This is a genomic window from Herbaspirillum sp. C9C3 (genome assembly GCF_013359625.1).
Lineage (GTDB): Bacteria > Pseudomonadota > Gammaproteobacteria > Burkholderiales > Burkholderiaceae_D > Herbaspirillum.
This window is the reverse complement of sequence record NZ_JABFMQ010000003.1, coordinates 13210-37959: the sequence shown is the minus strand read 5'-3', so window position 1 is coordinate 37959 and position 24750 is coordinate 13210. Positions and strand designations below refer to the sequence as shown.

Sequence of the window (24750 nt, the reverse complement as noted above, 5' to 3'; positions counted from 1 at the left end):
CCTCATGAACACTTTCCTGATCAGGAACCTGCAGGCCATCATGACCGGCCTGCCCGGTGAGGCTGCACGCCACGCCGGTCCGGACATCCGCGTGAGCGACGGCGTCATTGCCGCCATCGGCCGGCTCGATGCGCTGCCGGGTGACAGCGTGATCGATGCCAGCGATTGCGTGGCCTATCCGGCCTGGGTCAATACCCACCATCATTTGTTCCAGTCGCTGTTGAAGGGGGATCCGCTGGGCATCAATGCCACGCTCACGCCCTGGCTGGCGGCCACGCCCTATCGCTATCGGGCCAGGTTCGATGCCGAGCTGTTCCGGCTGGCCGCGCGCATCGGCATGGTGGAATTGATGCGCTCGGGTTGCGGCACGATTGCTGATCACAATTACCTGTACTACCCCGGCATGCCCTTCGATACCTCGGAGATCCTCTTCGAGGAGGCCGAGCGACTGGGCCTGCGTTTCGTGCTGTGTCGGGGGACGGCGACCCGCACGCGGCAGCTGGAAGCGGAGTTGCCCAGTGCCCTGCGACCGGAGAGCCTCGATGCTTTCCTCACCGATATGCAGCGCCTGGCGCGGCGCTTCCATGATCCCGCGCCCGCATCAATGCGGCGCGTGGTGATGGCGCCGACCACGCCGCTCTATTCGGCGGCGCCCGAGGAAATGGGCGAGATCGCCAAGGCGGCCCGCGCAATGGGTTTGCGCCTGCACAGCCATCTCTCGGAGACGGTCGGCTACCAGGACAGCGCACAAGCCATGCACGGCTGCCGTCCCGTGGAATTCTGCGAACGCATTGGCTGGCTGGGGCCGGACGTATGGTTTGCGCACCTGGTCAAGCTCGATCCCGAGGAAATTGCCTTGCTGGGAAGTACCGGAACGGGCATCGCCCATTGCCCGCAAAGCAACGGTCGGCTGGGCAGTGGCATTGCCCCGATTCGCGCGCTGGAGGCGGCGGGCGTGCCGGTATCGATCGGGGTGGATGGTGCTGCCTCCAACGAGGCTGCGGACATGATCTCGGAAACCCATGCCGCCTGGCTGATGCAGCGCGCGCGGCGTGGACAGGAGGCGATACCGGCCGTGCGCGGCGGCCATTTCGAAGGAGGTGCCGACGAGGCGACGGTGGAAGACGTGGTGCGCTGGGGGAGCACCGGCGGTGCGCGCGTGTTGGGGCTGGACGGACTGCAGGGGCTGCAGGTCGGTCAGCAGGCTGACATCGCCCTGTACCGGCTGGATGATCCGCGCTATTTCGGCCTGCATGATCCGGCCATCGGGCCGGTGGTCTCGGGTGGGCGGCCTTTCCTGAAGGCAATGTGGGTCGGTGGCCGCGCCGTGGTGAGCGATGACCTCATTGCCGGCGTGGATCTGACCGAGTTGGCAGCGCAAGCGCGGCAGGCCGTCAGAAAAATGCTTTGTAGCAACTAAGGGCCGTGTAAAAGCGGCTGCTTGCGGCCGCCTTTACGGGCGCTTGCCCATGAGCCGCATGGGATCCCGGCCAAAACTGCTAAAATGCCGGGATGATCAAGAGACGCAATTCTCCCTTCAGTTTCTCAGCCGAGGATTTCGACGAATCCGTGGATTCCTTTGGCGCCTTCGACCCGTTCCATTCCGACTCCAGCTCCCGCGATGCCGCCTCCGCCGATGACGGCAAGCAGGCGGAGGGGGAGGACGCTGCCTCCGAGGAGGCTCGTCCGCCGCTGGAGCTGGACCTGACCGACCATTTCCTGATCGCCATGCCGTCCATGCTGGACCCGATCTTCGGCGGCACCGTGGTCTATCTGTGCGAACACAACCATAACGGCGCGCTGGGCGTGGTCATCAACAAGCCCACCGACATGACCATGGACGTGCTGTTCGACCGCATCAACCTCAAGCTGGAAATCCGGCCCGACACCCCCGATGCCATGCCCGAGCTGTATCGCCGCCCGGTCATGTTCGGCGGTCCGGTGCAGGTGGAGCGCGGTTTCGTGCTGCATTCGACCTCGGAGAAATATTCCTCGACCCTGCAGGTCACCGATGAAGTGGCGCTGACCACCTCCAAGGACGTGCTCGAAGCAGTCGCCCATGGGGACGGCCCGCAGCGCGTGCTGGTGACGCTGGGTTGCTCGGGATGGAGCCCCGGCCAGCTGGAAGGCGAGATCGGTCGCAATGGCTGGCTCACTGTCAAGGCCGACCCGTCCATCATCTTCGAGTTGCCTGTGGAGGAACGCTTCACGGCGGCACTGGCGCTGCTGGGCATCGACCCGGTGATGCTGTCTGGCGATGCCGGACGGGCCTGAGGAGCAGGAACGCTTGGACACCATCCTGGCCTTCGACTTCGGCTTGAAGCGTATCGGCGTGGCCGTGGGCAATACGGGCCTGAAGCAGGCGCAGCCGCTGGCGGTGATCAGCGAAGCGACCAACGACGGCAAGTTCGCGGCCATTGCGCGCCTGATCGCGGAGTGGCAACCGGCGCGCTGCGTGGTTGGCCTGCCCCTGCATCCGGACGGCGCCGAGCATGAGATGAGCGTGCGCTGCCGCCGCTTTGCCAACCAGTTGCACGGCCGCTACGGACTTGAAGTCACGCTGGTGGATGAACGCTACAGTTCGGCAGTGATCCAGCACCAGCGCGGCGAGCAGATCGATGACCAGGCTGCCGCCATCATTTTGCAGCAATACTTTGACGACGCACATTCATGAGCACAACACCTTCCCAGCTTGATGCAGAAGCGCTGTACCAGACCCTGGTGCAGCAGATCCAAGCCGGCCTGCAGGGCGCAACCGAGGTTGCGCTGGTGGGCATCCACTCGGGCGGCGCCTGGCTGGCTGAACGCCTGGCGGCTGAACTGGGCCTGGGCGAACGCCTGGGCTTCGTCGATGTGTCCTTCTATCGCGACGACTTTTCCGAGAAGGGCTTGCGCGCCGATGTGAAGCCCAGCCAGATTCCCTTCGATGTCGAGGGGGCTACCATCCTGCTGGTCGACGATGTGCTCTATACCGGTCGCACCACGCGTGCGGCCATCAACGAACTGTTCGACTATGGTCGCCCGGCGCGCGTGCTGCTGGCGGCGCTGGTAGACCGCGGTGGTCGCGAGCTGCCCATTGCCGCCGATTTCGTGGCGACCTCGGTTGAACTCACCAAACAAGAAAACCTGCAACTGCAACGCGCCGACGACGGCCGCTTCTCACTCACGGTGGTCCATGCTTAATCCCCAACTCAACAAAAACGGCGAACTGCAACACCTGCTGACCATCGAGGGTTTGCCGCGCTCGATCCTGACGCACATCCTCGATACCGCATCGTCCTTCGTCAGCATCGGTGACCGCGAAGTCAAGAAGGTGCCGTTGATGCGCGGCAAGAGCGTCTTCAACCTGTTCTTCGAGAACTCCACGCGCACCCGCACCACCTTCGAGATCGCCTCCAAGCGTCTGTCGGCGGACGTGATCAATCTCAACATCCAGGCTTCCAGTACCAGCAAGGGCGAGTCGCTCCTGGACACCATCGACAACCTGGCGGCCATGCACGCCGACATGTTCGTGGTGCGTCATGCGCAATCGGGCGCGCCCTTCCTGATCGCCAAGCACCTGATCGATACGAAGCAGTCGCATGTCCACGTGGTCAACGCCGGTGATGGCCGCCACGCGCACCCGACTCAGGGTCTGCTGGACATGTACACCATCCGTCACTACAAGAAGGACTTCACCAACCTGCGTGTGGCCATCGTGGGCGATATCCTGCACAGCCGTGTGGCCCGTTCGGATATCCACGCGCTGACCACCCTGGGTGTGCCGGAAGTGCGCGCCATCGGCCCGCGCACCTTGCTGCCCAGCGGCCTGGAGCAGATGGGCGTGCGCGTCTTCCACAACATGGAAGAGGGCCTGAAGGATGTGGACGTGATCATCATGCTGCGCCTGCAGAACGAGCGCATGAGCGGGGCCTTGCTGCCCTCGGCGCAGGAGTTCTTCAAGAGCTATGGCCTGACCCCGGAACGTCTGGCCCTGGCCAAGCCGGATGCCATCGTCATGCACCCTGGCCCGATGAACCGTGGCGTGGAAATCGATTCAGCCGTGGCCGATGGTGCCCAGGCCGTGATCCTGCCGCAGGTGACCTTCGGCATCGCCGTGCGCATGGCGGTCATGAGCATCGTGGCCGGCAATTGAATCCCAGGCTGACGACGACTATCCCCGCGACGTTTTGAACGATCCGTTAAGAAGACAAGAACTGATGAAACTGCATATCAAGAACGGCCGCCTGATCGACCCGGCCAACGGCATCGATGCCCAGCAGGATGTGTATGTAGCCGCCGGCAAGATCGTCGGTGTGGGCCAGGCCCCGGCCGACTTTGTGGCCAACAAGACCATCGACGCCACCGGCCTGATCGTGGCCCCCGGCCTGGTGGACCTGTCGGCGCGCCTGCGCGAGCCCGGCTACGAGTACAAGGCCACGCTGGAGTCCGAGATGCAGGCCGCCATCCAGGGCGGCGTGACCAGCCTGGTCTGTCCGCCCGATACCGATCCGGTGCTGGACGAACCCGGCCTGGTGGAAATGCTCAAGCACCGCGCCCGTTCGCTGAACCAGGCCCACGTCTATCCGCTGGGCGCGCTCACCGCCGGCCTGAAGGGAAAGGCGCTGACCGAAATGGCCGAGCTGACCGACGCCGGCTGCATCGGTTTCTCGCAAGCCGAAGAGCCCATCACCGATACCACGGTGCTGCTCTCGGCGCTGCAGTATGCCAAGACCTTCAACTACACTGTCTGGCTGCGTCCACAGGACCCGCACCTGGGGCGCTCGGGTATCGCCCACAGCGGTCCGGCCGCCTCGCGCCTGGGCTTGTCGGGCGTGCCGGTGATGTCGGAAACGATTGCGCTCTACACCCTCTTTGAACTGATGCGCGCTACCGGCGCCCGTGTCCACCTCTGCCGCATGTCCTCGGCGGCGGGGCTGGAGCTGGTGCGCCAGGCCAAGAGCGAAGGACTGCCGGTGACCTGTGACGTGGGCGTACACCATATCCATCTGTGCGACCTGGACATCGGCTTCTTCGATTCCAACGCCCGCATGACGCCGCCACTGCGCTCGCAGCGCGACCGTGAAGCGATTCGTACCGCCTTGCTGGATGGCACCATCGATGCCGTCTGCTCCGACCACACCCCGGTCGATGACGACGAGAAGCTGCTGCCCTTCGGCGAAGCCTCGCCGGGAGCCACTGGCCTGGAGCTGCTGCTGTCGCTGTCGCTGAAGTGGGCGCTGGAGACAGAAGGCGAGGGCAAGGAAGTGCTGTCCAAGGCCATCTCCAAGGTCACCCACCGCGCCGCCAAGGTGGCGGGCCTGAAGGCCGGCAATCTGGCCGTGGGCAGCGTGGCTGACCTCTGCCTGTTCGATCCGAACATCCTGTGGAAGGTGCAGGGTTCGGCCCTGGCCAGCCAGGGCAAGCACACTCCGTTCCTGGGCTACGAGTTGCCTGGCGTGGTCAAGGCGACCATCGTGTCGGGGCACATTGCCTTCGAGCGTTGATATTGTGACGTTTGATTTTCACTTGATCGATGCTTGTCTTCGGGCAAGTGCGTTCTTGATTTTCGATTAAGCAGTTTTTTCGTCGACCTCGACCTGATCACGATCCGACTACGCCATGTTCGTTTTTCGTCTGCTGCGCCTGATCGCACATCTCTTCAAGGGCATGGCGGTGTGCGCCTTCCTGTTCCCGTTCACTTCCGAGAAGGGCCGGGAGGCGCATATCCGGCGCTGGTCACGCAAGCTGTTGCGCATCTGCGGTATCGAGGTGCGTATCGACAGCCCGTTGCCTATCCCCCGTTCGCTGCTGGTATCCAATCACGTGAGCTGGCTCGATATCTTCGTGGTCAATTCGCTGCAGCCTTGTCGCTTCGTGGCCAAGTCGGAAATTCGCGGCTGGCCGCTCATCGGCTGGCTGTGCGCCAAGACCGGGACCATCTTCATCTCGCGCGGCAAGGCCAGCGATGTGCGGCGCATTTTCAAAGGTCTGGTCGAGAGTATCGAAAAGGATGAACACGTGGCCTTCTTTCCTGAAGGCACGACGGCGGCACAAGGGACGCTCTTGCCCTTCCACGCGAACCTGTTCGAGGCCGCCATCGATGCGAGAGCACCGGTGCAGCCGTACGCGCTGCGTTATGTGGATGCCGGTGGCAAGCTGCATGGTGCGGCTGACTTCATCGGCGAGATGTCCATTGCCGAGAGCATCGTCACCATCCTCAAGGCGCGCGGCATGAGGGCCGAACTGAAGCAATTGCCGCTCATCAGCACCGAGGGTGCGCATCGGCGCGACCTTGCGCGCACGGCACGTGAAGTCATTGCCACGGGTTTGGGCTATTCTCTGGAGTCGCTCAGCCCGGTCGGCGTGCCTGCGGGCACGGCACCTGGAACAGCGCCCGATCCTCAAGTCGCACCGCACTGAGTTGTCCGCCCCAGACGCAGCCTGTATCGAGAGCGATCAGGTTGGGGCGCATCAGTAGTCCCAACGTGGACCAGTGCCCGAAGACCACGGTCACGTCCTCGGTACGTCGTCCCGGCACCTCGAACCAGGGCATCAAGCCGTCCGGCGCTGCTGCCGCACCTTCCTTCACCGAAAAATCCATGGTCCCGTCCGCCTGGCAGAAGCGCAGCCGGGTGAAGGCATTGATGATGCAGCGCAGGCGGTCGTGGCCGACGAGCTCATCGGACCAGCGTTCGGGCTGGTTGCCGTACATGTGATGCAGGAAGACCATCCACTGGTCGCTGCGCAGTATGGTTTCCACTTCGTTGGCCAGGGCCAGGGCCTGGTGCAGATCCCATTGCGGCAGCACGCCGGCGTGGACGATCAGGTGGCCCTGTTGGTGGATGGCCAGGGGCCGGTGGCGCAGCCAGTCGATGAGCTCTTCGCGGTCGGGGGCATTGAGGATGTCATCCAGGGTATCGTCGCGATGCGCGGGGCGGATGCCGCAGGCCACGGCCAGCAGGTGCAGGTCGTGATTGCCGAGAACAGCCCGGGCGCGCTCGCCCATCTGCATCACGGTGCGCAGGGTTTGCAGGGATTGGGGGCCGCGGTTGATGAGGTCGCCGGCGAAGATGAGCTGCTGCTGGTTTTCTTCCGGAATGTTGGCCAGCAAGCGCTGCAGCGGCGTATTGCATCCCTGCAGGTCACCGATGACGTAGACACGCGAATCCGAACGAGCGTGGCTGTTCATCATTTTATTGAACGAGGCGCATCAGGTATCGACCGTAATCAGTCTTGACCAGAGGGGCCGCCAGTTTCAGGATATGTTCGCGATCAATCCAGCGATTGAGGAAGGCAATTTCCTCCGGGCAGCACACCATCAGTCCCTGGCGTTGCTGTACCGAGGCCACGAAATTAGCGGCATCAAGCATGCTGCTGTGGGTGCCGGTATCCAGCCAGGCATAGCCGCGTCCCAGTATCTCGACGTCGAGCAGTTGATGTTCGAGGTAGAACTTGTTGATATCAGTGATTTCGAGTTCACCACGAGCAGAGGGACGTATGGAGGCTGCCACATCGCACACCTGCTTGTCATAGAAGTAAAGCCCCGTGACGGCATAGTTGCTCTTGGGGACCGTCGGCTTCTCCTCAATGCTGAGGGCGCGCTGCTGTTTATCGAATTCGACGACGCCGTAACGTTGAGGATCCTGCACGTGGTAGGCGAACACACTGGCGCGATCGACGCTATCGCGGGCACGCTTGAGCATCTGAGTAAGTTCGTTTCCGAAGAAGATGTTGTCACCCAGGATCAGAGTACTAGGATCCCCGTCGATGAAGTCCTTGCCAATCAGGAAGGCTTGCGCCAGTCCATCCGGCGAATCTTGCACAGCGTAACGCAGATTCAGGCCCCATTGACTACCATCACCCAGCAGATCCTCGAAACGCGGTGTGTCCTGAGGTGTGGAGATGATGAGCACATCCCGGATACCGCCCAGCATGAGGGTGCTCAGCGGATAGTAGATCATCGGCTTGTCGTAGACCGGCATGAGCTGCTTCGAGACCGATTTGGTCATCGGGTACAGGCGTGTGCCACTACCACCTGCGAGGATGATGCCTTTGCGTACTTGGGTCATGGTTATTTTCCGTATTGCTGATCAATCCACGTGCGGTAGGTGCCACTGGTTACATTTTCTACCCAGTCCGCATGGTCAAGATACCAGCGTACCGTCTTTCTGATTCCGGTTTCGAAGGTCTCTGCCGGTCGCCATCCGAGTTCGCGCTCAAGTTTGCCGGCGTCGATGGCGTAGCGACGATCATGCCCCGGGCGGTCGCTCACAAAGGTAATCTGTCTCGAATAGGCTTGCCCATCGGCACGTGGTTGCAGTTCATCTAGCGTCGCACACAGCGTCCGTACCACATCCAGGTTCGCCTTCTCATTCCAGCCGCCTACGTTGTAGGTTTGCCCGGTGGTGCCGGCTTCCAGTACCCGGCGAATCGCACTGCAATGGTCGCTCACGTAGAGCCAATCGCGGATCTGCTGGCCGTCACCGTAGATGGGAAGGGGCTTCCCTTTGAGTGCATTGTGTATGCACAGCGGGATCAGTTTCTCCGGGAAGTGGTAGGGACCGTAGTTGTTGGAGCAATTGGTGGTCAGTGTAGGCAGACCGTAGGTATGGTGGTAAGCGCGGACCAGGTGGTCGCTCGCGGCTTTGCTTGCTGAATACGGACTATTGGGCTCGTACGGATGGGTTTCAGTAAAGGCTGGAGCATTCTTGTCCAGGGATCCGTAGACTTCGTCGGTGGAAACGTGCAGGAATCGGAACGCTGAGGCCGCCACCCCGTCCAGTGCCTGCCAGTATTGCTTCACGGCCTCCAGAAGGCGCTGGGTGCCGACCACGTTTGTCTGCACGAAGGCTTCGGGACCATGAATGCTACGGTCCACATGCGATTCGGCTGCAAAGTGAATCACTGCGCGGGGCCGGTTCTGCTCCAGCAGGCGCTTCAGCAACTTTGCATCGGCGATATCGCCATGCACGAATAGATGTCGTGCATCCCCCTTGAGCGAGGCCAGGTTGGCGAGATTGCCTGCATAGGTAAGCAGGTCGAGATTGACGACCGGTTCATCGCAAGTAGCGAGCCAGTCGAGTACGAAGTTGCTACCGATGAAGCCGGCGCCGCCAGTGACTAGGATCATGAAGTTCTTATGTCGAGAAGAGGTGAAGGATTCGGGCCAATGTCCGCTGCCTTGTCAACGGATGACAAGTTCGAGCAGCTTGAGAGGATATTTGGAAAGGATCTTGAGCATGTTGGTGCGCAGCCCGTTTTCGCGGCAAGCTCGTAGCACTTCCCGGTTGAGGCGGATCTTCGACTGAATACCGCCGGTGCTGGCGCCTCCAGTCTGCATGCGCACGAATATTGTGGAAAAGTGGCGATAGCGCAGGTCGGTGTCATGAAAGGCGCGCAAGATGAATTCGAAATCCCCTGCGATCCGATAGCTGGTCTTGAACCGTCCAACGCGCTCTATGACGGAGCGGCGCAAGAATAGAGCGGGATGCGCGGGCTGCCAGCCCCAGGCCAGGCGTGCTGGATGAAAACGGTCCGAGCGATAGCGGCGCACGATGCGTTCCGGATTGTCAGCATGAAAGAATGCCACATCGCCGAGCAGGGCTTCTAGGTGGTGCTCCTGCATCTGTTGCGCGACCTCTGCAAGTGCGCCTGGCCATGCGTAATGATCATCGGCATTCAGGAAACAGATGATATCGCCGCTCGCATGTGCCAGCCCTTTGTTCATCGCGTCATAGATACCCTGGTCTGGCTCGCTGATGATCTTGGCCAGATGCGGGCCGAATTTCTCGATGATTTGCAGGGTGCCATCAGTGGATCCTCCATCAATGACGATGTGTTCGATCAATGGCCAGCTTTGATCTGCCACCGATCGCAAGGCCTTTTCGAGGGTGGATGCGCTGTTGTAGCAAACGGTGATGACCGAAATCCTGAGTGACTTAGGGGTGTTCATGTGCTGGGTCTTGAGGGCATCAATAACGGATGACTTTGCGCGCAAGATCCTTGAGCCAGCGCGGTGCGAAACGTTGCACCCAACGGCGTCCCCGTACTTTGCCGATTCTTTTGAATCCGCCTTTGAATCCGGGCGCCACTGCACGAACCTCGGCAATCCGCAGTTTCAGATCGGCCTCATATCTCTCGTAGACTTGACCTGGTTCAGGACGCTCTGCAGTGTAGAACGTCGAGAGACGATCAAAACTCCCGTCGTCAAGCAGCTGGAACTGATGGAAGTGATAAAACAGCAGAGGCGTGCCGTCCACCATGATGTTACCTTCGCTATCGCATGCGAATTGATATTGCGAATAATTCCAGGGAGCGATACCAGCACCCGGGTGCATGATGATGTGGCAGCCGCTGTAGAGTTCAGGCCAAGGGTCCAGATACTTTTGGTCACCCATGCGACCTTCTTCAAGGCGGTAGTAACACCATTCTATGCACTGTTCTCGCCATCGTGACAGGCAGGACATACCCTGGTCGTCTCGCCGGAAACTGACCCATTCGACGCAGAATCGTCCGTTAACGATGCGGTCCTGAAGGCGTGGGCTGAATCGATGCTCTATGATGGCGATAGAGGCGTCGGCTATTTCTTCGAATAGCGGTTGTAGCGAAGAATAAAACAACAGGTCAGCATCGAGATAAGTAATGAAGTCGATCTGTGGATAGGTTTGCAGCAAATACCAAGGCAGACATGGGGATAGAGTCCAGCAATACTCAGCCACTCCGCGATCAGGCTTGACCTTCAGCAACTCATCCGTCTCGACGTCCGCTAGCGGTATGCAGGTGACATAAGGGAGCTGCAGCTTTTCCAGGATACGTTGCGCCTCGCCATCCATGCAGAGTACGAAGATCCTGACATTGTCACAATGCCTGTGCACACTGCGCAGCATGGACAGTCCCTTGATCAAGTAGCCGCTGTCGAAGAGGGTGCAGAAGTAGCGGGTATTAGATGATGGCATGGGCGATTTTACGGCAGACATAGGTACGGGTGTAATGAATCACCGAGGGGTCATCGGGGTCGGACTCCTGCGACAATGTATAGGTGTGGAGACATTCCAGTCCATACTGCAGGAATAGATGCAGCAGATCCTCTTCGTTGAAATGGATTTCTACGGTCTCGACCCCATAAGCCTGTTTCTGAAAATACCGATGTGGGCGGTTTGTGTGGACAGGGGTGCGATGGAATATGGCGTATTCCCGGCAAGTTCGTGCTGTTTCCGCGACGGCCTGTTCAAATCCCGGAATATGCAGCAAGCAGCAGCCGGAGACGACAACATCAAAACTCGCATCCTTGAAACTCATCTGCGTGGCGTCCTCAACATAGAGAGGCATCTCAGGATAATAACGCTTGCCGAGCTCGATGAAGGCAGGTGAATAGTCGCAGCCGCTGTAAATCACCGGCATCTGCTTGATCTTCAATACCTCGCCGTAAAAACCGCTGGCGCAGCCGACTTCCAGCAGAGTCATAGGACGGCCTGCAGGATTGATGGTACGCAAGGCGCCAACAAGAACATCGAAGACATCGATTGCAACCCCCCGTGTATAGTCAGCTAGTTGCTGGTTGACCAGCTTTCGCTGGCGGGCGGGCAGATCTTGTGATTGCCACGAAGAACGCAGGCGGGCGCTTTCCTGGTGAATATTCGATTTGGGGATGGGTCGATACCCATGCGACACAGATCCGCTATTTGCGTAACGTCTGCGTAGCCGACTCAGCGCACGCTTCAGCTTGGGAAAGCGTGACAACAGCGCTAGTAAGGCCTGCTTCATCTCTTTCTCCTGTAATGGCGCTGTAGGATGGGAGCGAGTTCCTTCATGCGCTGTTCATAGGTGTGCTCCGAGAGGGTCCGTCGTTGCCCTGCGGCAGCAATGGCAGCGGCTTCCTCCGGATGCGCGAGGAAGTAAGTGATCAGTTCCGCCGCTTCCTCCTGAGTAGAGTAGGCGACCACTTCACGGCCGACATCGAACAACTCGCCCAGATTGTCTTTGCGATCCGTCAAGAGGAGCGCGCCGACACCTGTCGCCTCATATAAACGCATGTTGTTCGCATTATTTTCCGCAACATTGATATGGCGATTGAGCGTAATTTTGCTGCGAGCAAGTGAACGATACATATCTAGACCCCAGACCTCACCATGGTGCTTGCGACGGATGGGCGAATTTGGAGGCAGGCTGTCGGAGCCATATCCAAAGAACTCGATAGGTGTCTTCTCTGCCAAGTACTCAAGTACCGGTACCGCTTTCCCGTGATGGCGGCTGATGCCACCTACGAAACTTGCATCCACGTTCTTGTCGACCTTGCCCAACTTTTCCAAGATGCGTGTATCGAATCCTATTCGGAAGTATTCCGATGCAATGCCCATGTCCCGCAGGCGGGGTACGAAGTGGGGGAAAGATGTCAGGATCAGGTCGTAACTCTGCAGAAACGCTGATGGAGGCAAGGGGCAGGCGATCTGTCCTACGATCATGCCGACATGCGGTCGCAGCTTCGCCATGGCGGACGGGGGCAAGAAGCTAAGATCTTGGCAATAGAGAACGTCCGGTTTGTTGCGTATGATCTGCGCGGTGGCTATTTCTACAAGACCAGGCAGGGAGGCTAGCCAGCGTCCCAGCAGGGGGAGACGGAAGAAACGCGGCCGGACACGCAGAGCCACCGAACTGAAGCGGATGCCATTTTCCCTGGCCCATGTTTCCTGAAGCGGCAGGCAATTGACAATGAGGTCTTGTGCTTCCCAGCCAAGTGCGTTGAGATGACGCGAATAAAAATCTGATGTGCCGAAGCATTGATCCAGCAATTGGATCATTTGCTGGGAATAGCTCTGCTTACCCGTCTCAGGAACGTTTAGGTAATGGTTTGTGAGGAATGCGGGGTAGTATGTGTCTAGAATCGTGATTTTCATTTTATTTCTTTATGGCCAGTCCCATAAAATAGGCCAGCACTCGCGCCGGCAGAGTCATTTTTTGAACAAGATTGCTAGCGCTCCACCAGAAACTTAGATTGGCCGGCACATAGCTTGGCGACCGTACCGAAAACAGTACTTCGCGAAGACTCTTGCCTTTGAAGCTATTTCCAAATTCGTTGGAGGAGTAAACCGGAGCCTGCATACTCACCAGCAGTTTCCATCCGGCTCTGTGAATACGCAGGGACAGCTCATAGTCAGCCAGATAGTGGGGTAGTCGTCGCGGACGCATTCCTCTGACCTCTGTAACGGCTCGCAAGGGGAACAATACGCCTCTGCCACTCAAGGCATCGACTTCCACGCTGTCACCTCGCTCCAGCTCCGCTATGGGCCGTATTGCCATGGCGTCCTGGACCTTGAAACGCCAGGGATTGATTACCGCGCCCACCGATAGCAGTTCGTGGGGACGTTCGACGTTACGCACCGTACTGCCCACTGCCGACTGAGGGTTGTTCCTTGCCGTATCAAGCAAGGTCTGGACAAAGTCTGGCTCGATATGCGTGTCGTTGTTGACGAATAATACCCAGTCCTCAGGCGCACTCCGATTCTGGATAGCCTTGATTCCAAGATCAATGGCCCCGCCCCACCAGAGGGAACCGTCGCCTTCCAGGCGTTCGACGTGAGGCTGGTTACGCAGAAATTCGGCGGTGCCGTCGGTGGAACCGTCGTCGATCACGACAATATGCAGGGGTTCATCTGTTCTCTGTGCCAGCAGACAACTCAACATGGCTTTCGTCATATCGAGGCGGTTGAATACTGGCATTAATACATGAATGGTCATACTTGATAGACACTTCCAATGATGCGCGCTGGATTTCCACCCAAAATTGCGCCATCGGGATAGGTCCCGGCGGTCACCACTGCACCAGCAGCTACCACGCTGTCCTTCCCAATGACAACTCCCTTGAGCACGATGGCTCGAGTACCGACAAAGACGTTATCACCGATGACTACTGGCGCTGTACCGATCTTATCGAGTTCATCACTATGACGCCGGTTCTCCGGAGCCAGAGGATGAAAATCGGTGTCGACAATGAGTACGTTTGCACCGAGTAGGACTTGATTTCCGATTTCAATGCGTTTCGCGCAGACGATACATGCCCCGCTCATACCACCATCTGCCCCAATACTAAGATGCGCATCGGCTCGCGTTGTAGAGAGTTTGACAGGGTGATCCAGCGCTAACGCGGTAAAGCGTGAGTCAGAACAGATGACGGCATCAGCCCCAATGCTGATGACGCTACCAGGATGCCGGATGATCTGGGCTGCACCATAAAACGTTACTCGTGGCTGCAGGGTGGCTCCATTTCTGTGTGCCAGCCAGCGCCTGAGGGAAAAATAAAACCGGTTAAGTATGTTCATTCGGGTGAATAAAGTCAGAATGATCCTGGTTGTCTATCTGCGGTGCCAGATACGGTCGATTCCAGGATGGAAGAAATGGTTTGCGCTGCCGTTCCCGGAGAAAAGAACTTGCCTTTCACTGCTGGGATACGCTGCTTCATTTCTTCCAGCAGATTTGGTGTACTGATCAATTTCGACAGGGCCTCTCTGGCTTCATCAATGCTGGATACTTCGAGTGCAGCGCCCTCCGCCGCAATTTCGGGTTGATAGCGCTTCATTGCACCGATACTGCAAATCAGGGATGGCACATCGAGTGCAAGAGCTTCCAGCAACACGGTAGAAAATACGCTGATCACGAGGGCCGATCTACTGATCAGATCCGACAGCGATTCATGTGCCGGATCCGAGAAGCGCACATTGTTCAGTTGGTTGAAGGTGCGTTTTCGTTCTGCCTGCAAGGGATAACCTGGGTGTTCACGGACCACAAATTGTGCGCTGGGGAAAAGAGCCGCGATGTCTTCCGCGAGGGTCACAAATGCCTCAAATTCCGTATGCCCGAGTAAAGCACATGGCGCCTGCAGGAAGAAGCTGAAGAGATTTCCAGCATCCGAAGAGGCAGCGCTACGGGCCAGGATGTGGCTTCCGGTAATCCTGAATTGTTGACCCGGATTGAAGGGACGCAACATGTCCGCAAATAACTGCCCCCACACCAACATTTCGGTAAAACGCATATTCCGAAATCCCGTATGGATGTAGGGCGACCAGCCCTGCTGAATGCAGTAGCAAGGCACCCCAAGCTTTCTGCAAACCTCTGCCATCAGCGCGTCTGCGGGAGCATTTCCCTCTACAACGACAACACACGCGGGCTGGAGGCGGTGAATTGCCTCGATCAGTCGATCCGCTTCATGCACCAATGGCTCGAACGGAGCGAGTTTCCGAGCTGCTGTCACAGATTGAAAAGTCGCACCCCGGTCCGGCCAATGAATGCTAGGTCTGCCCTGCTGCTGCAGTTGTTCTGCCAGGCATGCGTTACCGGTGGTCAAGAACGCATAGGAATGGTCAGTCAGTTCATTCGTTATGGCGTTCAGATACCGTACAAATTTTTGATTGCCGATATGAAACAAGATTTGATTACGAGTGACCTCCTTGGCGCGTTCAACACGTCTCTGCAGGCGCTCGCGCACGAGGCCGTAAATCCTGCGGGCCACGACATGAAACATATGGGAGGGGCGGGTGCAACGCGGAATGGCTGGCGCGTCGACTAAGAACGGTGCAACCAGGTCGTCCAGCGTGTTCAGTTGCAATTGCGACCGAGAGCTTGGCCGGTTGCGATAGCGCTCAAACAGGGCTACGGAGTTGATGCAGTGAATATAGAGAAGACGCTGTATGGCCGGTAAAAGGTCCAGTCCCCGATAATGAAATCCTTTCGGTGACTGGCTGAGAACGGCGTTCGTATAGCGTTCAATGGCATCACACAGATCGCGCGTATAGTCAAATCCGTCATGCCCGAAGTCGATACTCATCTTGGCTGCCTGGGGGTCACAGCTCGTGAGAGTGACCGTATTTCTCAAGGCAACAGAGCGCATGGTGAGTTCCGGCACCGTGGTTGACATGACCACTCCAGATCTCGGGTACCCAGCTGAATTGTAATTTTTCAAGATGCCGGAAGAGTGCGTCGAAGTCCAATTCTCCTTCGCCGATCTGTACACCTTCCCCATCAATGCCGTGTGCATCCGATATGTGGACATGACGAATATAGGGCATCACGATCTTGGCATAGTCCACCAGGCTGATACCCGCGTACTTGCAGTAAAGCTGTGCATGGCAAATGTCAAAGGTCATGCCTAGCGATAGCGATTTGCAGTACGCAGCCATATCCTCGGGGCGCATGTAGCCGTATTGATGCCATTGGCCGCCAAGATACCAGGGACGAGGCGGGAGATTTTCCGGGAGCAATTCGACTCCGGAAAGATCGAGATCGCGCAGGATCTTTTCCGACTTGGCTGTGAGCGCACCGCAATCGTAATTGCCGTCCAGCAGGCTCATACCACCCACATGCAAGACCACCTTAGGTTTGGCTGTCTGGCGGAAACCGGGGGCGAGTTCTCGTGTACGGACAAGCGTTCGCTCCAGAATATCGACGGATTTGCGAATGACGTCAGGGTTGTCCGAGCACAAGTCGAAGAGGTCCCGGCCGATAATTTCGGGGGCGTGAATGATAAGTTCGGAATGCTCACTATGGGCTTTTACTTCGTCGATGACATCACGATCGGAGCAGTGGAACTCAATGACCGGTGTCTTGAGCTGCTTATAAATTTCAAAGTCATGGAAGCGACACTTGACACCCCAGTCTTTGGAGAAGGTGAAGCTCGGCCAGTCACTCACCATTATTGATTCACGAAAATCGTGTTCGGTAATATAGTCGCTGGCTTTCTTCTCCCTCGTCAGAGTCTTGCCCAGATATTCAGAAAGACGATCAGGTGTGATGCCTTTGCCCGGGCTCATGAATTTGAGATCTTCAAGCTTGAGGGTTTCGCCAACGGCAAGGTCTCGTTTGGCAACCAGCGACTTGGCGAATACTTCGCGATTCAGGTGTTCCGCTTGCGTGATGACCTTTTGGTTATTTCCCAGCATTGTGCGGGTCAGATGCAGCTGTCGCACGAGTTCTGAGAACTGAGCTGGCGTCAACGAGGCCTTATGGTCCGGTCCCAACTGATGGATGTCGCGGGTGATGTGCTTCTCAATGATGGTGGCGCCCAGCGCGTGGGCTAGCAGAGATGCCTGTACGCCAAGCTCGTGACCGGAATATCCGACCATTGGCGCCATCTTTGAGAGCGAATTGATATAGCGAAGATTGAGGGACTCTGGCGGTGCAGGATAAGTGGACTGACACAGCAACATCGCATATCGATTGTTGAAATTCTCCCTGATGAAGTCGGCAGATTTGCGAATCGTCGCATCGTCCCACATCCCTGTGCTGAATATGGCGGGGCAATGCAGCTTGCCAAGCGTGTGGGAAATTAGTGGCCAGTTCGTCAAATCGGCGGATGCGAATTTGACTGCATCCAATTCAAGCGTCGCCACGAAGTCTGCGGACACCTGGTCAAAGGGGGTGACGATGAATTCGACGTCCAATCGTCTGGCTTCCTCTCTGAGCGCAGCGAAGTCCTCCTCGCTCAGTTCAAGTACTTGCAATTGTGGGATCAGATACTGGAACGACCACTCGGCACTGTTCGGATCATCCAGCAAGGATTGGACATAAATTTCGGATAGGGCGCGTTTCTGGAATTTGACGGCATCGGCGCCTGCTTCGGCTGCCTGTCGCATTAGATAGATTGCTTCATCCAATGAACCATTGTGATTAATACCTATTTCGGCAATAACGTACAGGCCGTCGCTACCAAGTGATGCGATGCGGGACATGAATAAACCTCGTTGATCTTTTAGAAGGCCAGGCTCAAGCCTGGGAATTGTAGTGTGCGATCATGCTTGCAAGCAGATCTCGCATGCTGGTCTTGGGTGACCAGCCCAACGCCTGAAGGCGTGCCGGGTTGCCGCAAATGATGGATTGTACTTTGTCGTTTTCGCGCAGCAAGTGCTCACTGACCTTTACCTCTACACGTGCGCCGACCAGCTTGCCGCCTAGGTCGATAAGTTCACTGATGCGATGGGCCTGGCCCGAGCATACGTTATAGACTTGGCCAGCTTGTCCATGCAATAGCAATGTCTGGTAGGCTCTACAGAGATCATCTATGGCCAAGAAGTCGCGACTGACAGTGGTATTGCCTGCCACGATTGAGAATTCTTTGCGTCCTTGTCGAGCTCCTTCGACGATCTGCCTGCAGATGGAAGGCAGCACGAATCTGCTATCTTGCTGTGTACCGGTTACGTTGAACTGACGAACGTGTACAACGGGAACGCCATGGTGGCGATGATAGTACAGACCTAGCTCATGCAAGGTCAATTTCAGGTGTCCGTAATGATCCTGAGGATTGGTTGGGAACGACTCATCTACCGGATGTTCAGGGAACTGACCGTATTCTGAGGCCGAACCGATTATCAGGACATGACCAGCTAACCTTACTGGCAAGCGTGAAATCGCATCCATGACCATCAGTGGACCATCCAGATGCTGTCGCATTGCTTCGCCGAGATCGCGATTGATTTCGGGAACAAATGAAGACCCGAGGGCAATGATGATGTCAGTCGGCGCAACCGCGGTGACCAGACTGGAGAGGGTGGTAACGTCCGAGGGCAGCTGATGTAGCCTAATTCCTTCTGGAACTGCTGGACGGTGGTTTCGGTAAATCATTTGCACCTGCCAGCCCCACTTCGCATGGGCGGCATTTGCAAGGTGTGTGGCAATGAAGCCGCTGCCGACTATTAACAGTCTGCGCTCCTTGAGACTGCACAGGCTCTCCGGTGATCTGGTCTCAACAGTCATTTCAAGCCTCGGCGCCCCGCCAAAAGTGCCTCGGCGATCTGCATGTCGACGAGTGAATCGATGTCCAGGGCAGCATCCTCGTCCATCTTGTACAGTGCAATTTTGCCGGACAAACGATTGCCGCTCGCGAGCAACTGCTCAGGACGAAATACGTAGATCGATCCGTTTTCGGCAAACTGTGGCGCCATATCCTGGCGACGCGGTCGTTGGCGGTAGTCGTAGTTCAACGAACGCGCCTCGCCATTGTGCTCCTCCCACAGAAAGCGATGGCTCGGTGAGACCGACAGTAACGAATCTGCCCCCTTCTCTCGCAATGTCCGGATCGCACGATCTATATCGTGGGGGTGCCGAAGTGGTGACGTGCACTGTAGAAAAACCACAAGTTCCGGCGAAATATCGTGATCATTAGCCAATTGCTTGATAGCGTGCACCAGCGCAGACTCAGAGGAAGCCGTGTCGTTGCTCAGATCGACCGGTCGATGGATTACCTGTGCACCAGCCATGCGGCTGATTTCTGCAATACGTTCGTCATCCGTTGATACCACCACTAAAGACACCAGCTCAGAATGTAATGCCTGCTCAATCGTATGGGTGATCAATGGCTTGCCGGCAAGCATATGAATATTCTTTTTGGGGATGCCCTTTGATCCGCCACGCGCAGGAATGATGGCAACGATTCGATGATCCTGGATATCAGTCATGAGAAGTTCAGTTATTTAACAATGATCCACGCAGGCGGGCGAATACACTACCTACCAGCCCTGCCGATCGGACGGGTGTGGTGACCGGGCAGTCGTATATACGGGCAATATGATTCTGAAGTGCCGAGATATCTCTTGCAGAGACGATCCGAGAAATGTCTTCGTCCAAGCCTCCGGCTCGGCCCGCCAGGGTCTCCACAAACTTTGCGTCTGACATTTTGTTTTGCTGACAAGCCAGCATGACACGTGCGCGTGTCGCGGCAAAATCTTGCAGGCCTTGCTCCAGACTGCCTTCGAGGAGTTTACAGGCCAGTTCGAAGCAACCTTGCGCGAACCAGTAGTTGCCGCCCAGGAAGAGTGTCAGTGCGCATGGGCTTTCTTGCAGTAGCCTCGCCAGGGTGGTCTGTCTCACTTTTTCATCCGGAGCGTAGAAAAAATCACGGATCCTGGTCAATAGAATCAACGCGGCTTGCTCGCGTTCGACCAATGCCCTTCTGGACAGCGGAGCAAGATCACCATCCAGACCAAGCTGCACCATCTCACCCAGAGCGTCAACTGCGCTAGAGATGAGCTGATGGGCGTCCGTGTCCGTATTGGTGCGGCGAAATACCGACTCATAAGGAATGGTGTTGAAATATCCGGCCGGTACCTTGCGGAAGGGCATGAGATGGCAGATTTCAAGGTCCTTCCTTAGGTAATCGGACGGACGCAGTATGCCTGCCTTGTCGTGTGCATTGAATGAGATGAGCAGTCCATCGGGTGCCAAGGTTCGTCCAGCCCAGGCAAAATAGGTGTCCACGGTTTCGCGGTCCATCTCCTGGAAGCTCATCGTGTTGATGATGACATCAAACGGGCCGTCCAGATGATCAATTGCAGGAGGAAGCGCGAAGTTCAGCTTTCCTTGTGCTCCAGATGCAGAGTCGCATTCTATGAAAGTCGACTGTCGCCCAGGCATCGTTGTAGTCAGATAAGTGCTGGAAAGACAGAGGTTTTCTGGCAGGTCGACTATGGTATAGCTGTCGACTTCGCATACCTGATGCAACTGACTTGCACAGGCGCCCCAGCCTGCCCCGATTTCACAGATGCGAAGAGGGCGATCGCTTAAACCGTGCTGACGCAGCAGTTCGGTAACGCGCCATGAGGTACCTGCGTTGAGAAGGTAGCTGGTGCTAAGCTGATTTTCGCCAAGGGTATAGACAAGCGGTGACCCAACGATAGGTTCTCGCAGTGCTTGCAGGTGTGCACCGGGCGTGAACAGGCCAATGCTGCGCAAGGTCATGGCGAACTCCTGTTGCTTGCGCTCTGGTGAGCCAGGCACGGTATCGCCGATGCCATAGACGTAATCGCCACGACGGAACACCAAGAAGTCACGCACATCCGGGAAATTTGTGCGGTCTGCAAAGTGTTCAGACCAGAAGGCAGATACCTTGGCAGCGGGGTGATCCTTGCAGGCAGCTATATTGCGGGCAATATAGCTGTGGAATTTGTCGAGCGCGTCGCTGATTTCGTTGCTGTAGATCATGCTTTGGGTAGTACGTCGAATTTTTCGTACATACTGTGATCGACCGCGTCGATCGGGAAGTAGTAGTTGGTTAAAGCATAGCGGGTGCCAGTTTGAATGGGCATGCCGCGGTGCAGAGTACTTGTGTCCACCAGGATCAATGTGCCAGCCTTTGCCGTGAAGGTGCGCAATCTTTGGGGATCTTGCCTTACCAGTCGGGCGATCTGCTGCTCTTCGACGCGGTATTGCATGTATCCAAGATTTGCGCGCTTCATGTCCTTGATAATCTGACCTGGCTGTTGAGAATGCTCTAGCAATTGGAACGGACCATTCTCAAGGCCTACGTCGGAGAGGTACATGATTGCCTTAAATTGCCGGAAGAACGCATCTCTATGCCATCCCTCCCCAGAACCGAGATTGCCTGACGATGCAGGCATGCGGGCCGCCAAAGTAAAGGCATTGATGGTGTCCGAGCGATTGAATTCTGTTGCGATGGATCCCAGTCGAGGATCGCTGCCAAAGCTGTCGATGAGCGCTGAGGCGTTATTGGCGCCATAAATACGCTGGTCGGCTTTAGCATTCTTGTTGACATACGCCGGATACTCGACAATAAGGCGATCTATTTCTAGCCGGGCTTGATCGCATTTTTCCGATGTCCAGAAGTCAGGGATTATTACAATTCCCACTTTCTCCAATTTTTCAACTATCGAGATATCGTCGTTTTTGATACTTCTCTCATGTAGCTTCTTGTTTAGCTCAGCCCTGTTGGCTCGATAGTCGAGACGAGTCGCGCAACGAGCGATAAGCCCGGTTTTTCTAACGTTTGCGAGTTTTCTGAAAGATGATGTCAGGCGGTCGAGCATGATCTATATTTGGTAAAAAAGTTTTAGAGGTCAGGCCGCCGCAATCAATAGGATATCAATGCAATTGCGGCCATAGCGCTGTGGGTGTCCGCAAGAGTCTTTTCAGCGTGACGGATACCTTCCGTCGCCACGACAGTTCCCATCGGGAATTGGAGGCAAGTATTTCAATCGCCTCGTGAATGTCCGGATGAGAGCTGAACGAACTGCGTTCCAAGGTAAGCAGAGCATAGTCGCGGAACCCGAATAGCTCGCAAAGGGCCACAAACTTAAGCAAGGTTAAATGGTCTTGGAATCGTAGTTGATCGGATCTCTTGATGAACAAGAGATCAAAACCCACCGTGCGCGACTTAGAGTTGATTTCACTCAAATAAGCCGAACGATGCGACCACGCTGCTGCTACATTCAGGTCAAAAACTTCATAGCCGTGCTCGTTGAGCAATCGCATGATTTCATGAGAGAGCGGGGCTCCCTTATATACTTCTGTGCACCATGTCTCTGCCAATATGAGCGGATAATGATCTCGCAGAACATTTTGAGCTCCGCTGAGAATTGCAGCTTCCGAACCTTGCGTATCAAGTTTGATGAAGTCAGGTGTATCTTTGGACTCCAGAACATCGTCCAGCGCCACGCACTGAACATTAAATTCTTTTTTGGGTTTTCGTCCGGTCCAATGGCGCTCCGCATATTGCTCGTTGGCAGTGAGATTGGGCGGGTACATCGACGAAGTTGATTCCCAGTCGTAAAGGTAGAAAGTGCGTTCTTCTCTGCTTGCCCACAAGGCATGCGGATAGTAGGTCCTCGCCGGATAGATACGCTGCAGGCGTTGGCATTCAATTGGATCAGGCTCGAATCCAATCACATTCAAAGTGCCTTCTGCAAAGAGCGACCAGGGAGCAGCAACGTCTCCACGTGCTCCGACATCCAAGTAATTGATCTTGATGTTCAGTTTGTGGAAAAGGGGAGAAAAAGCAAGTTTATGTTCGCGCACTTATGCTCTCGTACAAGAATTGAGATGGGTTGTATTGCACACTGTCAACGCTTAGCAAATATTCCGAAGACATTTTTCTTCGCCGTATTTTTTGCACGAGGGAGCGCTCGCTCCGGATCTGGGAGGTGGATGTATTGTTCGATTTCATCGACCGCTCTATCCGTGATGAATTGAATAAACTCCGTGAGTGTCGAGCCCAGACTGTTTGGGCCGTCTTCACCCAGATGATGTCTCCCCAATCGGATACTCAGATTCTTGCGCGAAATCCTGCTCATGTCATATGGCAGATTCTTCGACTCAGCGATGCGCGCAATCGACTTATGAAAAGTATCTACAGATTGTTCTTCGGCGAAGAGCTGATTCATCAGGGTCTGATCCCAATGCTTTTTAGCGGAGATGTCAGATATCGCGGTGATAATCCGCTCCGGAAACTCCTGATAACTTTTTACGGAGTAGAAATATGGGGCTGTTCTCGCTGCTTCCGGCAATAGCCCTGCTACGCAATCCATCCCGACCACGGGATTGCCGCTTGCCCACGCGTAAGCCGCTACACGACACCTACGTTCGTCGTCAGCGGTATGAACGAATAATCGGGAGGACCGGTAAAAATGGCTTAAGGTCGGCAAATCAAAGGGAAAGGGGTAGCGGTAGTCAATCGTGAGCAGAGTGAACAAGCTCTGCTCTGAGTCGGAAAACATGTTGTCGTAGACGTTTCTGATGTCGTAGAAAACGGTCTTTCTTTCTTTCCGTGCATAGGGTGGGATTGGGCAGATAAATAACACCCGGTATTTGTGGCCTTGATCATACAAGGCGCGAATGCACTGGAAAAATTCAGGAATACGTTTGAATTGAACTGCGCGGGCGACGTACAAAATATCCCAGAATTTTTCTGACTGGCCTGGTGCGAAGCAATTGGGCACAAAGTTGCATGCGTCCATCGCTACCAATGGAACGTGCTGGCCGTTGATTTCCCGCAGATCCTCCTCGCCAGCCATACTGAAATCAAACAATGGATCGTATTTGAATTGATAATCGTGCCAGTTGTGATGCAGACCAATGAGCCAGCGTCCCTTCAGCGACATGATGGAGTTGCGTAGCGCTTCATCAGCAAGGATAAGGCGATCCCGTTCTTGGGTAGTGAACGAGAGAACACCTACAGATTGCTCGGACGGGAGTTTAACAATGCACGCCATAGGGGCTTTAATAAGGTATTCTTAAACTGATAAAAATGAACTAAACCATCAAAACGTCAGGACGTGTACTTGATCCTTGGTAGTGTCCCGGTAGATATCAACATTCTTGCAGCCTATCCTGGCGAGAATGAGGCGATAGTAGTCACGCGACATCTTTCTTCGGATGAATGGTACTTGTTCCTTCTGTCCGACATCCATCCAGCGAAGCTCGACAGAGTCAATGTCAAACTCAGGAGGTTCATAGAACCTGATCACGATCTTATCGGCAAGCCGCTTCGCCGCAGCGAGGGATTCCTCTGGTGAGGTGAGTAGCTCCAGCACATGAGAGTAGAGAGCGATATCGTACCTGCCGGAAACCTTTGTCAAAGTGTTTACGTCGTCCTGAATAAATGTGCCGCCTGGCACTGCTTGCCTGGCGGCGCCGAGAAGGACTTCAGAGAAATCGATTCCGGTGTAAGAGCATTCGAACTCCCGCTCAACAAAATACTCGGCAATCTGAGCATTTCCACATCCCAATTCGATAAGCGAAGGTGGCCGGGTACCTCGTGTTAACTCTTCCAGTACGTCCACCAACAATTCCTTGGAGGAAGTTGAAGGATGTCCAAACGTTTTCAGATATTTCTTAGCGATCTCATCCGAGAACGAGTTCCACGACTTGGTCAGATCATTCACTTCAACTTTCTCCAGATATAGCGAAGGGGGGCCAATAAGCATCGTAATTTGGAAAGGATCTTTGCTCGCCGTTGACGTCGCGTAGTTCGCTTTTTAAACCCGCTCAGCAAGC

Annotated in this window: 25 protein-coding genes; 7 read left to right on the top strand and 18 right to left on the bottom strand. The window is 56.1% G+C overall.

Translation table 11 applies throughout. The features are described 5' to 3' along the window. Window positions 1-4: 4 nt before the first annotated feature. From HNO82_RS04165 to HNO82_RS04135, 7 genes are all read left to right on the top strand, one after another. The gene (locus HNO82_RS04165; protein WP_175342849.1) at window positions 5-1420 is read left to right on the top strand and encodes an amidohydrolase family protein; all 1416 of its coding nucleotides are present in this window, start codon (window positions 5-7) and stop codon (window positions 1418-1420) included. 92 nt (window positions 1421-1512) lie between these two features. After that, on the top strand, window positions 1513-2274 hold the full coding sequence (locus HNO82_RS04160; RefSeq protein ID WP_008334855.1) for a YqgE/AlgH family protein: 762 nt from the start codon (window positions 1513-1515) through the stop codon (window positions 2272-2274). Between the two features lie 13 nt (window positions 2275-2287). Continuing rightward, a complete protein-coding gene (gene ruvX, locus HNO82_RS04155; protein ID WP_008334858.1) occupies window positions 2288-2674 on the top strand; it encodes a Holliday junction resolvase RuvX in 387 nt (128 codons plus the stop codon). Then, window positions 2671-3183 carry a bifunctional pyr operon transcriptional regulator/uracil phosphoribosyltransferase PyrR gene (gene pyrR, locus HNO82_RS04150; RefSeq protein ID WP_008334859.1) on the top strand — a complete coding sequence of 171 codons (513 nt, stop codon included), beginning with the start codon at window positions 2671-2673 and terminating at the stop codon, window positions 3181-3183. Before ruvX ends, pyrR begins: the two co-directional genes overlap by 4 nt. Then, entirely contained in the window at window positions 3176-4135 is a 960-nt protein-coding gene (locus tag HNO82_RS04145) for an aspartate carbamoyltransferase catalytic subunit (protein ID WP_008334861.1), read from the top strand. Before pyrR ends, HNO82_RS04145 begins: the two co-directional genes overlap by 8 nt. Window positions 4136-4199: 64 nt before the next feature. Beyond that, window positions 4200-5486, top strand: coding sequence for a dihydroorotase (locus HNO82_RS04140; RefSeq protein ID WP_008334863.1), 1287 nt, complete (start codon window positions 4200-4202; stop codon window positions 5484-5486). Between the two features lie 115 nt (window positions 5487-5601). Next, window positions 5602-6402 carry a lysophospholipid acyltransferase family protein gene (locus tag HNO82_RS04135; protein ID WP_175342848.1) on the top strand — a complete coding sequence of 267 codons (801 nt, stop codon included), beginning with the start codon at window positions 5602-5604 and terminating at the stop codon, window positions 6400-6402. On the opposite strand, the gene HNO82_RS04130 is transcribed toward HNO82_RS04135, so the two are convergent. The 18 genes from HNO82_RS04130 to HNO82_RS04045 all read right to left on the bottom strand — a co-directional run bounded on the left by HNO82_RS04130 (window position 6332) and on the right by HNO82_RS04045 (window position 24638). Then, window positions 6332-7171, bottom strand: a complete 840-nt coding sequence (locus HNO82_RS04130; RefSeq protein ID WP_175342847.1) for a symmetrical bis(5'-nucleosyl)-tetraphosphatase — start codon at window positions 7169-7171, stop codon at window positions 6332-6334. The genes HNO82_RS04135 and HNO82_RS04130 overlap by 71 nt on opposite strands. Window positions 7172-7175: 4 nt before the next feature. Next, window positions 7176-8051 (bottom strand): glucose-1-phosphate thymidylyltransferase RfbA, encoded by an 876-nt coding sequence (gene rfbA / locus HNO82_RS04125; protein WP_008334867.1) that lies wholly within the window; start codon window positions 8049-8051, stop codon window positions 7176-7178. A gap of 2 nt (window positions 8052-8053) precedes the next feature. Further along, the gene (rfbB, locus tag HNO82_RS04120; protein ID WP_175342846.1) at window positions 8054-9112 is read right to left on the bottom strand and encodes a dTDP-glucose 4,6-dehydratase; all 1059 of its coding nucleotides are present in this window, start codon (window positions 9110-9112) and stop codon (window positions 8054-8056) included. 54 nt (window positions 9113-9166) lie between these two features. After that, window positions 9167-9934 carry a glycosyltransferase family 2 protein gene (locus HNO82_RS04115; RefSeq protein ID WP_175342845.1) on the bottom strand — a complete coding sequence of 256 codons (768 nt, stop codon included), beginning with the start codon at window positions 9932-9934 and terminating at the stop codon, window positions 9167-9169. 19 nt (window positions 9935-9953) lie between these two features. Further along, window positions 9954-10937: a glycosyltransferase gene (locus HNO82_RS04110; RefSeq protein WP_175342844.1), complete on the bottom strand. Its 984-nt coding sequence runs from the start codon at window positions 10935-10937 to the stop codon at window positions 9954-9956. After that, a complete protein-coding gene (locus HNO82_RS04105; protein ID WP_175342843.1) occupies window positions 10924-11745 on the bottom strand; it encodes a class I SAM-dependent methyltransferase in 822 nt (273 codons plus the stop codon). Before HNO82_RS04105 ends, HNO82_RS04110 begins: the two co-directional genes overlap by 14 nt. Beyond that, entirely contained in the window at window positions 11742-12875 is a 1134-nt protein-coding gene (locus HNO82_RS04100; RefSeq protein ID WP_034351632.1) for a CgeB family protein, read from the bottom strand. The genes HNO82_RS04105 and HNO82_RS04100 overlap by 4 nt, the downstream gene beginning before the upstream one ends. Window position 12876: 1 nt before the next feature. Then, window positions 12877-13716, bottom strand: a complete 840-nt coding sequence (locus HNO82_RS04095) for a glycosyltransferase family 2 protein (protein ID WP_034351633.1) — start codon at window positions 13714-13716, stop codon at window positions 12877-12879. Next, complete coding sequence (locus tag HNO82_RS04090) at window positions 13713-14297, bottom strand: DapH/DapD/GlmU-related protein (protein ID WP_081486115.1); 585 nt, start codon at window positions 14295-14297, stop codon at window positions 13713-13715. The genes HNO82_RS04095 and HNO82_RS04090 overlap by 4 nt, the downstream gene beginning before the upstream one ends. 14 nt (window positions 14298-14311) lie before the next feature. Then, window positions 14312-15799, bottom strand: coding sequence for a glycosyltransferase family protein (locus HNO82_RS04085; protein ID WP_175342842.1), 1488 nt, complete (start codon window positions 15797-15799; stop codon window positions 14312-14314). A 16-nt stretch (window positions 15800-15815) separates the two neighbouring features. After that, a complete protein-coding gene (locus tag HNO82_RS04080; protein ID WP_175342841.1) occupies window positions 15816-17699 on the bottom strand; it encodes an N-acetylneuraminate synthase family protein in 1884 nt (627 codons plus the stop codon). Between the two features lie 34 nt (window positions 17700-17733). Beyond that, window positions 17734-18720, bottom strand: a complete 987-nt coding sequence (locus HNO82_RS04075; RefSeq protein ID WP_175342840.1) for an NAD-dependent epimerase/dehydratase family protein — start codon at window positions 18718-18720, stop codon at window positions 17734-17736. Beyond that, complete coding sequence (locus tag HNO82_RS04070; protein ID WP_034351640.1) at window positions 18717-19421, bottom strand: acylneuraminate cytidylyltransferase family protein; 705 nt, start codon at window positions 19419-19421, stop codon at window positions 18717-18719. Before HNO82_RS04070 ends, HNO82_RS04075 begins: the two co-directional genes overlap by 4 nt. Window positions 19422-19428: 7 nt before the next feature. Beyond that, window positions 19429-20943, bottom strand: a complete 1515-nt coding sequence (locus HNO82_RS04065) for a putative sugar O-methyltransferase (protein WP_175342839.1) — start codon at window positions 20941-20943, stop codon at window positions 19429-19431. Further along, on the bottom strand, window positions 20940-21785 hold the full coding sequence (locus tag HNO82_RS04060; protein ID WP_175342838.1) for a phytanoyl-CoA dioxygenase family protein: 846 nt from the start codon (window positions 21783-21785) through the stop codon (window positions 20940-20942). Before HNO82_RS04060 ends, HNO82_RS04065 begins: the two co-directional genes overlap by 4 nt. 55 nt (window positions 21786-21840) lie before the next feature. After that, window positions 21841-22773, bottom strand: a complete 933-nt coding sequence (locus tag HNO82_RS04055) for an FkbM family methyltransferase (protein WP_175342837.1) — start codon at window positions 22771-22773, stop codon at window positions 21841-21843. 44 nt (window positions 22774-22817) lie between these two features. Next, on the bottom strand, window positions 22818-23855 hold the full coding sequence (locus HNO82_RS04050; RefSeq protein ID WP_157174311.1) for a glycosyltransferase family protein: 1038 nt from the start codon (window positions 23853-23855) through the stop codon (window positions 22818-22820). Between the two features lie 159 nt (window positions 23856-24014). Continuing rightward, complete coding sequence (locus HNO82_RS04045; RefSeq protein WP_157174312.1) at window positions 24015-24638, bottom strand: class I SAM-dependent methyltransferase; 624 nt, start codon at window positions 24636-24638, stop codon at window positions 24015-24017. Between the last annotated feature and the right edge of the window lie 112 nt (window positions 24639-24750).